Annotated in this window: 11 protein-coding genes; 7 read left to right on the top strand and 4 right to left on the bottom strand. The window is 66.9% G+C overall.

From position 1 onward, the window contains the following. Positions 1-38 precede the first annotated feature (38 nt). A complete protein-coding gene (locus ACFVJS_RS21635) occupies positions 39-566 on the bottom strand; it encodes a YbhB/YbcL family Raf kinase inhibitor-like protein (RefSeq protein ID WP_378884712.1) in 528 nt (175 codons plus the stop codon). Positions 567-648: 82 nt separating this feature from the next. Between ACFVJS_RS21635 and cobA the strand changes: the two genes are divergently transcribed. The 7 genes from cobA to ACFVJS_RS21600 all read left to right on the top strand — a co-directional run bounded on the left by cobA (position 649) and on the right by ACFVJS_RS21600 (position 7,666). Continuing rightward, on the top strand, positions 649-1,875 hold the full coding sequence (gene cobA, locus ACFVJS_RS21630; RefSeq protein WP_378884709.1) for a uroporphyrinogen-III C-methyltransferase: 1,227 nt from the start codon (positions 649-651) through the stop codon (positions 1,873-1,875). A gap of 134 nt (positions 1,876-2,009) precedes the next feature. Next, positions 2,010-2,336, top strand: coding sequence for a type II toxin-antitoxin system RelE/ParE family toxin (locus ACFVJS_RS21625; protein WP_328530266.1), 327 nt, complete (start codon positions 2,010-2,012; stop codon positions 2,334-2,336). A gap of 10 nt (positions 2,337-2,346) precedes the next feature. Further along, a complete protein-coding gene (locus tag ACFVJS_RS21620) occupies positions 2,347-2,667 on the top strand; it encodes a helix-turn-helix domain-containing protein (protein WP_378884705.1) in 321 nt (106 codons plus the stop codon). A 2-nt stretch (positions 2,668-2,669) separates the two neighbouring features. Next, on the top strand, positions 2,670-3,473 hold the full coding sequence (locus ACFVJS_RS21615; protein WP_378884703.1) for a TrmH family RNA methyltransferase: 804 nt from the start codon (positions 2,670-2,672) through the stop codon (positions 3,471-3,473). A 270-nt stretch (positions 3,474-3,743) separates the two neighbouring features. After that, on the top strand, positions 3,744-4,406 hold the full coding sequence (locus ACFVJS_RS21610) for an NUDIX domain-containing protein (protein WP_378884701.1): 663 nt from the start codon (positions 3,744-3,746) through the stop codon (positions 4,404-4,406). Positions 4,407-4,442: 36 nt separating this feature from the next. Beyond that, positions 4,443-5,636 (top strand): purine phosphorylase, encoded by a 1,194-nt coding sequence (locus tag ACFVJS_RS21605; protein WP_378884699.1) that lies wholly within the window; start codon positions 4,443-4,445, stop codon positions 5,634-5,636. Then, positions 5,633-7,666, top strand: coding sequence for a hypothetical protein (locus ACFVJS_RS21600; protein ID WP_378884696.1), 2,034 nt, complete (start codon positions 5,633-5,635; stop codon positions 7,664-7,666). The genes ACFVJS_RS21605 and ACFVJS_RS21600 overlap by 4 nt, the downstream gene beginning before the upstream one ends. Before the next feature lie 87 nt (positions 7,667-7,753). Here the strand turns inward: ACFVJS_RS21600 and ACFVJS_RS21595 are convergent, their stop codons facing one another. From ACFVJS_RS21595 to ACFVJS_RS21585, 3 genes are read right to left on the bottom strand one after another with little or no spacing between them, the layout of a single operon-like run. Next, the gene (locus ACFVJS_RS21595; protein ID WP_378884695.1) at positions 7,754-9,364 is read right to left on the bottom strand and encodes a glycoside hydrolase family 13 protein; all 1,611 of its coding nucleotides are present in this window, start codon (positions 9,362-9,364) and stop codon (positions 7,754-7,756) included. A 16-nt stretch (positions 9,365-9,380) separates the two neighbouring features. Then, positions 9,381-10,271 (bottom strand): sugar ABC transporter permease, encoded by an 891-nt coding sequence (locus tag ACFVJS_RS21590; protein WP_378884692.1) that lies wholly within the window; start codon positions 10,269-10,271, stop codon positions 9,381-9,383. Beyond that, entirely contained in the window at positions 10,255-11,139 is an 885-nt protein-coding gene (locus ACFVJS_RS21585; RefSeq protein WP_378884689.1) for a carbohydrate ABC transporter permease, read from the bottom strand. Before ACFVJS_RS21585 ends, ACFVJS_RS21590 begins: the two co-directional genes overlap by 17 nt. Between the last annotated feature and the right edge of the window lie 100 nt (positions 11,140-11,239).

Below are 11,239 nucleotides of genomic sequence, written 5' to 3'. Positions count from 1 at the left end.
GCTGACGGTGGGGGTCCCGGGCCGGGACCCCCACCGTCTCAGTGCTGGTAGGTGCCGACCAGGACGGCGCGGGCCAGCGCCTTGAAGGCCAGGTTGAAGGAGACGACCGCCGGGGTCACCTCGTCGTCGACGCCCAGGGTCTCCTCACCGACGGCGTGGACCACGAAGTAGTAGCGGTGGACCTGGTCGCCGGCCGGGGGAGCGGCGCCGCCGAACTCCTTGGTGCCGTAGTCGGTGGCGACGTGGAACGCCTTGCCGGGGAGCTCGGCGTCGCCGGCTCCGGCACCGGCCGGGAGCTCGGTCACGTCGGCGGGGACGTCGACCAAGGCCCAGTGCCAGAAGCCGCTGGGAGTGGGTGCGTCGGGGTCGAAGCAGGTGATGACGTACGACTTGGTGCCCTCCGGCGCGCCGCTCCAGCTGAGCTGCGGGGAGGTGTTGCCGCCGTCGTAGACCTGGTCCTGCTTCAGCGGCTGGCCGTCGGTCACGTCCTGGCTGGTCAGCGTGAAGGAGGGAAGGGCGGGCATGAGCGAGTAGGGGTCCGGTTTCACCGGGCGGTCGAGTGCCATGGCTACCAACGTAGCTCACGAACCCAGTCCGCGAATCGACCCGTTGTCAGGACACGGCCGGGTGTTGGGCGAGGATGTACCCATGAGTTCTGAGCATGCCGTTCCCTATCCCGCCGGCCTCATCCTGGAGGGCCGGAGGGTGGTCGTCGTGGGTGGTGGCCGCGTGGCGCAGCGGCGGGTGCCGGCGCTGATCGCCGCGGGCGCGCTGGTCGAGGTCGTCTCGCCGTCGCTGACGCCCGCTCTGGAGGGTCTGCTCGGCTCCGGCGAGATCACCTGGCGCTCGGAGCGTTTCACCGCCGACGTGCTCGACGGCGCCTGGTATGTCATCGCGGCGACCCAGAACGCCGACGTCAACGAGGAGGTCTCGGCCGCTGCTGAGGAGCGACGGATCTTCTGCGTACGCTCCGACGACGGCACACAGGCCACCGCCTGGACCCCGGCGACCGGCCATGACGGCGACCTGACCATCGCGGTCCTCGCCAACCGCGACCCGCGACGCTCGGCGGGCGTACGCGACCGGATCCTCGACGGTCTGCGTTCCGGTGACCTGATCGCGCCGCACGAGCGCCAGCGGGTGCCCGGCGTGACCCTGATCGGTGGCGGCCCGGGTCACCCCGGACTGATCTCGGTCGCCGGCCGCAAGGCCCTGATGGAGGCCGACATCGTCGTCGCCGACCGGCTGGCACCGCGCGAGCTGCTCTCCGAGCTCCCTGCCGACGTCGAGCTCGTCGATGTCGCCAAACTCCCCCGCGGCCGCTCGGCCCAGCAGGAGGAGATCAACCGGATCATCGTCGAGGCGGCCAAGGAGGGCAAGGCCGTCGCCCGCTTCAAGGGCGGTGACAACTTCATCTTCGGCCGTGGCTTCGAGGAGGTGCTGGCGTGCCGTGAGGCCGGCGTGCCGGTCCACGTCATCCCCGGCCTGACCTCGCCGGTCACCGTCCCCGGCGTCGCCGGCATCCCGGTGACCCACCGCGGCGTCGCCCACGAGTTCACCGTGATCTCCGGCCACGTCCCGCCGGCCGACCCCACGTCGCTGACCAACTGGTCCGCCGTCGCCCAGCTCGGCGGCACCCTGGTCCTCCTCATGGCCGTCCAGAACGCCCCCGCGATCGCGACCGCCCTGATGGACGGTGGACGTGCCGCCTCGACCCCTGTCGCGGTCATCTGCGACGGCACGATGCCCACGCAGCGTACGGTCCTGGCGACTCTCGAGACCCTCGAGAAGACCCTGGCCGACGAGAACGTCCAGCCTCCCGCGATCATCGTCATCGGCGAGGTCGTCCGCGTCGCCCACCCCGACGCCTTCTAGACCTCTGGTCGGCGCGGCGTCGACTCGTTGCCATGAGTTGGATCGTACGGTCGCTGCATGAGATTTGCAGCGAACCATGGCGGCTGCCCGCTCCGCGATGATCGCACTTGTGCGATCATCGCGTGGGTGCGATCATGAGCATGGAAGTCGAGCTTCATGACGAGGTCGTGAAGTGGCTGGATGCTCTGAGCGACGCGGAGTGGGTCCGGGTCGCGGTGATCGTGGATCGGTTGGCTGATCTGGGGCCCCGCGCACGAATGCCTCTCTCGCGGGGTTTAGGAGAGGGCCTGTTCGAGCTCCGCTTCACTCTTGGGTCGACTGCCCGGAGGATCACCTACAGATTCACCAGCGATGCTCGAATCATCCTTCTGACGACTTTCCACAAGCAACGAGACAACGAGCGCGGTGAGGTGGCCAGAGCCCGCAAGGCGGCCGCCGAATGCGCGCGGCGTTATCCCTAGGAGAGCAACTATGGCGAACTACTCCCGCTGGTCCGACGTCAGGACCGAGCGTCCCGCGCCGTCCGACGAGGCCAGAGCGAGCGTCGAGCAGGATCTTGCACTCGGGCAGCTGATCTACGACTTGCGTACGGAGGCGGGGCTGAGCCAGCGTGAGCTGGCCACTCGGATGGGCACAACCCAGTCGGTCATTTCCCGGCTCGAGGAAGGCGGTGGGGCGCGCAACCGGATCGACACCCTGGCACGCGTCGCGACCGCCCTGGGCCGGCACCTGGTCCTCTCTTTCCCTGAGGAAGTTTCGGGGGACATGAAGGACTCGGTGCAGGTCGCCTGACCATGGCTGAACTCATCGAGATCTCCGACCCCGACGATCCCCGTCTTGCGGATTACCGCGACCTGCGTGATGTCGAGCTGCGCAAGTCCATCGAATCCTCCGAGGGGCTGTTTCTGGCGGAAGGCGAGAAGGTCGTACGCCGCGCCGTGACCGGCGACTTCGAGCCGCGCTCGTTCCTGATGGCGCCGAAGTGGCTCGACGGGCTTTCCGACGTGCTCGAGTCGACCGATGCGCCGTGCTACGTGATGAGCGAGCAGGCCGCCGAGAAGGTGACCGGCTTCCATGTGCACCGCGGGGCGCTGGCGTCGATGAGGCGGCGACCGCTGCCGTCGGTGGAGTCGGTGCTGGCGGGTGCCCGGTCGGTCCTGGTGCTGGAGGACATCGTCGACCACACCAACGTCGGCGCGATCTTCCGGTCGGGCGCGGCACTCGGGTTCGATGCGGTGCTGCTGGCGCCGCGGTGCGCCGACCCGCTCTACCGGCGCTCGATCAAGGTCGCGATGGGGGCGGTGTTCGCGCTGCCGTGGACCCGCCTGCCGGACTGGTACGAAGCGCTCCCGTCCCTCTCCGCCGCCGGCTTCACCACCGTCGCCCTCACTCTGGCCGACGACGCCGTCGACATCGAGAAGGCGGTCGAAGGTGTCGACAAGGTCGCCCTCGTCCTCGGCTCCGAGGGCCACGGCCTCTCCCCGCGCTGGCAGCAGGCCGCCGACCGCCGCGCCATCATCCCGATGTCCGCCGGCATCGACTCCCTCAACGTGGCCGCCGCCACCGCGGTCGCCTGTTACGTCACCGCCCGCCGATAGCGCCGAGGCGTCACCCGCGTCGACCGAGCCGTCGCGCAGGTCGGCCGAGCCGTCACATCGTTGCCAGATCGGCCGACTAGGTGACGCCTCGCCGTTCTGTGCAGGTAGATGCGCGTGTGCCGGTCTCCGGCATGAATCGGCCAATGCGCTGCGATCGCTAAGAGTCTGGCTTACTCTCATTATTGTCAGATCGACAAAAAGAAGGGGTGATGCCCGGTGCCGGAGAAGAGGTCGCGGCCACGACCGCCCGGCCTGGTGGCGGTTGACCTGGTGATCCTCACCTTGCGTGGATCCAGCTTCCAGGTGCTGCTGATTGAGCGTGGAAACGAACCGTTCAAAGGATCTCGAGCGCTTCCGGGAGGATTTCTCAAGCGCGTTGACGAGGATATTTACGACGCGGCTCTGCGCGAGCTGCGAGAAGAAACCGACCTAGATGGCGCTGGTCTGCACATCGAGCAGCTTGGCTTCTACGGCAAGCCAGATCGCGACCCAAGGGATCGCGTCGTGTCGGTGGTCTACCTGGCCATCGCGCCTGGACTGCCCGAGCCCGTCGCAGGAACCGACGCAACAGGTGCGGCGTGGACCTCGATCGACGAGGTCACTTCCGGTCGGATTCCGCTCGCTTTCGATCATCGACAGATCCTCGACGACGCTGTTGAAAGGGCGCGCACGAAGCTCGAGCACACCGCGCTGGCCACGGCCTTCTGCGCACCGGCCTTCACGATCGCCGATCTTCAGCGTGTCTATGAAGCTGTGTGGGGCGTGGAGCTCGATCCACGCAACTTCTATCGCAAGGTCCAAGGTGTGCCCGGCTTCATCGTGGCTGCGGGCACCGAGCGTCGGGCGACCAAAGGCCGACCGGCGCGCCTGTTCCATGCCGGCCAAGCCACTGTGCTGCATCCGCCGATCAGGCGCCCTGAAACCAACGAGTGACACCAGATCAGGCAACGAACCACCCAAGGAGACACCATGACTGAGCCACGGGTAGCCGTCGTGCTGACCGCCCTGGACATCGAATACAAAGCCGTACGTGACCACCTCACCGACCTCGAGTCGGAGCTTCTCGAGTCCGGCACTCGCTACGAGATTGGCACCGTACGCGGCACTTCGTGCCGTGTCGTGATCGGAGTGACGGAAGCAGGCAACAGCTCGGCCGCTGTGCTCGCCGAACGCGCTATTCAGCGCTATGCGCCGGTGGCACTCCTCTTCTCAGGGGTCGCTGGTGCGATGAAGGACTCGATCAACCTGGGCGATGTGGTGGTTGGGTCGAAGATCTATGCCTACCAGAGCGCCGCGGGCGAGGATGACGGTCTCAAGGCGCGGCCGCAGGTGTGGCCGCTGAATCATGCTGTCAGCGAGACCGCTCGATTCGTCGCAAGCAACGAATCCTGGGCCAAGCGGCTGCTGGCAGGAGGTGACGTGCCGCGTGTCACGCGGGCGCCCATCGCGGCCGGAGATGTGGTGCAGAAGTCGCGGATATCGCGCGAGGCGGCGTGGATTCGTCAGCACTACAACGACACGGCCGCCATCGAGATGGAAGGCGCCGGAGTCGCTGAGGCGGGGCGTCTCAACAGTGTCCCCGTCGGCGTCGTCCGCGGGATCAGCGACCGTGCCGACGGCGGGAAGACGGTGGCCAACGACGAGCACTGGCAGCCGCGCGCTGCGGCTCATGCCGCGGCCTTCGCCGTAGAGCTCGCTGTCCAGATGCTCGAGACCGGCCCAGTCGCAGCGAAGAGCACATCTCGAATTGACGACGGGACGGACAGTGCAGCCCAGAACGGCCCCGCTGGCAATGGCAATGGCGCCATGGTCTTCAACTTCAGCTCGGGCACCGTCGGGGTGCAGGCGAACACTGTCAACGGAGGTACCCTCAACGTGACCGGGTCGAGCGTCTCTGGTTCCACCCAGGACATCAGTGCGCTCGTCGCCGAGCTGCGAATGCTGCTTCAGGTGCATCACGCGGCCGGGCGGTTCGACACCGACACCATGGAGGATGCCCTCGACGAGCTCGACATCGCCGAGAAGCTCGCGAATGATCCGGACCTCGCCAAGCGCCACAAGGCGGCCCGCGCCCTCCAGAAGGTCGGCGGTGTCATGTCGGATGTCACCGACATCGCGGCCAAGGCTGCCGCGGCGGCCAGCCACGTCCAGGGGATGTTGTGAACGGCGACTGGGTCAGTCCGAAGGGGCCGACTAACAACTACGCCGCCGCCGGCTCGAACATTGGGATCCAAGCCAACGAAGTTCGCAACTCGAACATCTACCTCATCACCCAGGAATCGTCCCCGCAACAACTATATGAGGTCGGTGTCCGCTATCTAGAGGACGGCGCCCCTCGCAAGGCAGAAGATCTCATCAGCCAAGCAATCAGCCACGACCTCGACAATGCTGAAGTGCGGTTCCACTGGGTCTTGGCAATGTTTAGCAAGCGCTCGTTCCGAGACCTCAGCGCCGCCGAGCGGGGCCGGCTTGAGACGGCGGTCGAGAAGTTCGGCACCTATCCCTTGGACGACCGCTTTACGGTCGCACTCCAGGCGATTGGTTCCCTGATCAGGCTCCTCGGGCGAGGCGACCACAGCGGAGAGGTCGCGGCGCGCAAAGTCGAAGCGGTTGAAGAAGAGATCCTCAACCTGACTCCGGACCTCGCCGGCAAGGTCAACCGGCACTTTGATCTGGTCCTCTCAGCAACTACCAAGACCAGGCTGTGGCGAAAGACGTGTGAGCGAGCCGAGCAGGAGCGCTTCGGTAATGATCGCGCAAAGCGCGTGTGGACATACTTCGAGGTCGATCCGACAGCACCCCGCCTGCCGTCTAGGCGCGAGGAAGTCTCTGGCCCAGAGGTCCATCCCGCCGAGCTGGCCGGCGTGGCCGCCTTCATCCTCGCCAGCACCCTGCTCGGATGGAGGTCCATCGCGAGTGGGAACCTCGGGGCGATCCTTGCCTTCCTGGTGCTGGTTGCCGCTGGTGCCGTTGCGGTGCGCGATGCGTACGCCTGGCGCTACCGGTCCGATCGGATCACCCTCCTCGCCAGACGCCACTTCGGCGACGGTCTCCCCGACGCGCCGATGAACGGCGATGAGTTCGCGCCGCAGGTGCGGCGTGCGTTTCGCCGCTACTTCTCGAAATATCGGCCGCCGGACAAAGACCCGGACGAGTGGCTGAGGGAAACCTCGGGCGTACGCGCACGTCTCAGTGCGGAGCTCGCCGAGACCTATCGGGAGCAACGTACGTCGGTGGACGAGATCAGGTGGCTGATCCGCTTTCACGCGGTTGACGTCAGGAAGCGGTACCTCGCTGGCACGCTCTTCGACTTCGCTGACCGCGACCGCGTAAGTCCTCTTCAGATGGCGCGGTGCGTCGGGCTTGCGGTGGTGGCGCTGGCTGCGGCGGTGCAGTTGTTCCGACTCGTCGACATCGGTGGGCAAGTCGCAATGGTGGGTGCCGGGCTGAGTGGAGCTCTCGCCATGGTGATTTGCTACCGGGCATACACCGTCCTTCGTGGCGTACGCGACGATGCGACGGAGGCCCGGCACATCCAGGGGCGGCGCGAACAGGAGTTTGCGCGATGGACGCAAAAACTCGAGAAGCTTCGCCCGAGTGAGCAGGAGATGGAGACCTGGCTGCTCAGCGACATCACCGTGTTGATCGACAAAGTGCTGCGCGAAGGGAAGTGGGATTGGTCCGACGTCATCTCGCACGCGGTGATTCGCCAGCCTGCGCGAGGGGCGGTTGGCCAGTGCGTGACGGGAGGTCCGTGGCGCTATTCGAGGTATCAGCTTCGGGTCTACCTGGTGACGGTCGATGGCGTCCGTGAAGTGACTGCTGCTCTTGCCTTCAAGACCGGGACCTTCGGGGAGGAGTCGCGTGAGAATTTCCAGCTCGACAACATCACTTCCGTCAAGGTCACCGAGGAGGTGGCTGGCGGCCGTGTGCTCACTTTGATGCTGAACAACGGAGACCCCAGGGAGATCCGGGTAACCGAGAGCGTCCCTTCATCAGTACCAATTGGGATGGAGACATCCGACGATCTTTTCAGCGAAGGCGAGATGACCGCACTGAAGGAGCCTGACCCGGAGGTGCTGGAGCGTGTGCGGCTCAACCTCGACGCCACCGGGTTCGAACATGCCCTACGCATGCTCGAGGGAATCGGTGCCGATGGGAAGGGATGGATCGAGCGTCACGCTAGAGCCTGAGGCGTCACCCGCGTCGACCGAGCCGTCACATACGTCGGCCGAGCCGGCACAGCAGTGCCAACTCGGCCGACGGGGGTGACTTCTCGGCTAGATCTGCCACCAGACGGTGGTGTCGCCAGGGAGGTCGGCTGAGCCGTCGGTGACGGGCACGGGGCCCGAGGAGGAGAGGAGTACGTCACCAGGTGCTGCGATGCGTACGGGCTCCTTGGTGGTGTTGACGGTGCACGCGAAGCCAGAGCGCTCGAACCAGAGGACGCCGGCGGGGGCCTCGTCGTGCCAGGTCACCGCGTCGCCGGCGCCGAGGCCGGAGACCTCGCGACGGATCTTCAGCGCCGAGCGGTAGAGCTCGAGGGTCGAGCCCTCGACGCCGGTCTGCGCCTCGACGCTGAGCTCGCCCCACGAGTCCGGCTGCGGCAGCCAGGAGCCACCGTCACCGAAGCCGTAGGACGAACCGCTCCGGGTCCACGGCAGCGGCACGCGGCAGCCGTCGCGGAAGCCGTCCTGGCCGTTGGCGCGGTGGAAGGACGGGTCCTGGCGGACCTCGTCGGGCAGGTCGGTGACGTCGGGGAGGCCGAGCTCCTCACCCTGGTAGATGTACGCCGATCCCGGGAGCGCCAGCATGAGCAGGGTGGCCGCGCGAGCACGTCGAAGTCCGAGCGAGCGGTCGCCAGGCGTCCGGATCTGGGTCCCCGACCCCGGAGGGTTGGCGAACCGGGTCGCGTGCCGGGTGACGTCGTGGTTGGACAGCACCCAGGTCGCGGGAGCGCCGACCGGGCGCATCGCGTCCAGCGAGCTGTCGATGACCTTGCGCAGCGCCCCGGCGTCCCAGGCGGTGTCGAGGTACTCGAAGTTGAAGGCCTGGTGCAGCTCGTCGGGGCGTACGTAGTTGGCCGACCGTGCCACGGTCGGCGTCCACGCCTCGGCGACGAAGATCCGGCCCGGGTAGTCCTCGAGGACCTTCCGCCACGACCGGTAGATCTCGTGGACGCCGTCCTGGTCGAAGAAGGGCATCACGTCGTTGCCGAGCAGGTGGAGCTGGTCGGAGTGGCCGATGGACGGCAGCCCCTCGGCCTTGACCAGGCCGTGGGCGACGTCGATGCGGAAGCCGTCGATGCCGAGGTCCAGCCAGAACCGCAGGATGTCCAGGAACTCCGCAGCCACCTCGGGGGAGTTCCAGTTGAAGTCGGGCTGCTCGGGGGCGAACAGGTGGAGATACCACTCGCCGTCGGGCACCCGCGTCCACGCCGGACCGCCGAAGATCGAGTCCCAGTCGTTGGGCGGCTCCTCGCCGTTCTCGCCGCGCCCGGGCAGGAAGTGGTAGCGGGACCGCATCGGCGACCCGGGTCCCTCCGCCAGCGCCTGCTGGAACCACTCGTGCTGGTCGGAGGAGTGGTTCGGGACGATGTCGGCGATGATCTTCAGCCCGATCTCGTGGGCCGAGGCGATCAGCGCGCGAGCGTCGTCCAGAGTCCCGTATCGCGGGTCGACCGCGCGGTAGTCGGAGACGTCGTAGCCCCCGTCGGCCTGCGGCGAGGCGTAGAACGGGCTCAGCCAGACGGCGTCGACCCCGAGCGAGCGGAGGTAGGGGAGCCGTGACCGAATCCCGGGAAGGTCGCCCGTGCCGTCGCCGTCGCTGTCGGCGAAGCTGCGTGGGTAGACCTGGTAGATGACGGCGTCACGCCACCATTCGGAGTTCATGAGAGAGAAGAACCTTTCAGCCCTTGACGCCGCCGGCGGTCAGACCGGTGACGACGTGTCGTTGGACGAGGTAGAAGAAGATGGTGACGGGGATGGCGATGAGGACCGCGGTGGCGGCCATCAGGTTCCACTGCGCGTCGTGCTCGCTGATGAAGCTCTGCAGGCCGACCGCGAAGGTGTACTTCGAGTCGTCGAGCAGGAACGTCGAGGCGAACGCGACCTCGGCGAAGGCGGTGATGAAGGCGTAGAACGCGGCCACCGCCAGGCCTGGGCGGGCCAGCGGCAGGATGAGCCGCCAGAACGTACCGAACGGGGTGAGCCCGTCGATCATGCCGGCCTCGTCGAGCTCGACCGGGATGGTGTCGAAGTAGCCCTTCAGCAGCCACGAGCAGTAGGGGACGATCGTGGTGCAGTTGACCAGGATCAGGCCGAGGTGGGAGTCGACCAGGCGCAGCTGGGAGAAGATCTCGTACATCGGCACGATCAGCACGGCGATCGGGAACGCCTGGGTCAACAGCAGCACCCACATCAGCGACCGGTGGCCGGGGAACCGCATCCGGGAGACGGCGTATCCGGTCGTCGCCGCCGACATCACCCCGAACAGGGTCGTGCCGCCGGCCACCACCAGGGTCGACCACAGCCAGTTGAAGAACTCGGTGTTGGTCAGCACGAACGAGTAGTTGTCCAGCGTCGCCTTCGCGAAGATGCCGCCGGGGTGGAGGTAGTCGTCCTTGTCCGGTCCCAGGGACAGGTAGACGAGCCAGACGATCGGGAACAGCGCGATCAGCGAGGCGATGGCGAGCGTCACGTGCGTACCCACCTGGCCGACCGGGCCGAGGTCGCCGCGCCGGCTCTGCCGCTTCTTGGGCGCGCTGCTGGGCGCGTAGGTGCTAGGCGAGCTGGTCATTGCGTTTCAACCACCGGTAGTAGAAGGACGTGAAGACGATCAGGATCGCGAGCAGCAGGACGCCGTACGCAGCGGACATCGCGAAGTCGCGAGGCTGCTGCCCGAAGCCGAGTCGGTAGGCCCAGGTGACCAGGATCTGCGCGTCCGGCGCGGTGTTGCCGAAGAGCAGGAAGATGATCGCGAACTGGTTGAAGGTCCAGATCACCCCGAGCAGGACGACGGTCGAGCTCACCGAGGACAGCCCCGGCAGGGTGACGTGCCGGAAGCGCTGCCAGGCGCTGGCGCCGTCGATCTCGGCGGCCTCGTAGAGGTTCTCGTCGATCGACTGCAGCCCGCCGAGCAGGGAGAGCATCATGAACGGCACGCCGCACCAGGTGTTGACCATGATCGCCGCCGTACGCTGCCAGGTCGGGTCCTCGAGCCAGCTCGGTGAGGCGAGGCCGATCGTGTCGAGCATCGTGTTGATGACGCCCGCGTCGGCCAGCATGATCCGCCACGCGAAGACGGTGACGAACGTCGGCACGGCCCACGGCAGGATCAGCAGCAGCCGGTACGCCACGCGCCCGCGCAGGCGCTGGTTGAGGAGCATCGCCAGCCCGAGGCCGATCACGTAGTGCAGGACGACACAGGTGACGGTCCAGACGATGGTCCAGACGAAGTGGGACCAGAACCGGTCGTAGGCCGCCGGGCCCCACAGGATCTCGGCGTAGTTGTCCAGACCGATGAACTTGTACGTCGCGTCGATCGTGTTGACGCCGATGGTGCGTGCCGAGTTGAGGCTGTTGGCGTCGGTCAGGGTCAGGTAGAAGCCGCGCGCGAGCGGGTAGCCGACCAGGACGCCGAGGACCATCACGACGGGCGCGACCATCGCGTAGGCGTACCAGTAGCGGCGGTAGGAGTCTGGTCCAGACGAAGTGGGACCAGAACCGGTCGTAGGCCGCCGGGCCCCACAGGATCTCGGCGTAGTC

This window comes from Nocardioides sp. NPDC057772, from assembly GCF_042798075.1.
In the GTDB taxonomy this organism is placed as follows: domain Bacteria; phylum Actinomycetota; class Actinomycetes; order Propionibacteriales; family Nocardioidaceae; genus Nocardioides.
This window is presented reverse-complemented; position numbering and strand designations above follow the sequence as displayed.

What these genes read in the sequence shown, in the direction of transcription:
- ACFVJS_RS21635 (WP_378884712.1), bottom strand. Translation starts at nt 566, where the DNA reads ATGGCACTCGACCGCCCGGTGAAACCGGACCCCTACTCGCTCATGCCC.
- cobA (WP_378884709.1), top strand. Translation starts at nt 649, where the DNA reads ATGAGTTCTGAGCATGCCGTTCCCTATCCCGCCGGCCTCATCCTGGAG.
- ACFVJS_RS21625 (WP_328530266.1), top strand. Translation starts at nt 2,010, where the DNA reads ATGAGCATGGAAGTCGAGCTTCATGACGAGGTCGTGAAGTGGCTGGAT.
- ACFVJS_RS21620 (WP_378884705.1), top strand. Translation starts at nt 2,347, where the DNA reads ATGGCGAACTACTCCCGCTGGTCCGACGTCAGGACCGAGCGTCCCGCG.
- ACFVJS_RS21615 (WP_378884703.1), top strand. Translation starts at nt 2,670, where the DNA reads ATGGCTGAACTCATCGAGATCTCCGACCCCGACGATCCCCGTCTTGCG.
- ACFVJS_RS21605 (WP_378884699.1), top strand. Translation starts at nt 4,443, where the DNA reads ATGACTGAGCCACGGGTAGCCGTCGTGCTGACCGCCCTGGACATCGAA.
- ACFVJS_RS21595 (WP_378884695.1), bottom strand. Translation starts at nt 9,364, where the DNA reads ATGAACTCCGAATGGTGGCGTGACGCCGTCATCTACCAGGTCTACCCA.
- ACFVJS_RS21590 (WP_378884692.1), bottom strand. Translation starts at nt 10,271, where the DNA reads ATGACCAGCTCGCCTAGCACCTACGCGCCCAGCAGCGCGCCCAAGAAG.
- ACFVJS_RS21585 (WP_378884689.1), bottom strand. Translation starts at nt 11,139, where the DNA reads ATGGTCGCGCCCGTCGTGATGGTCCTCGGCGTCCTGGTCGGCTACCCG.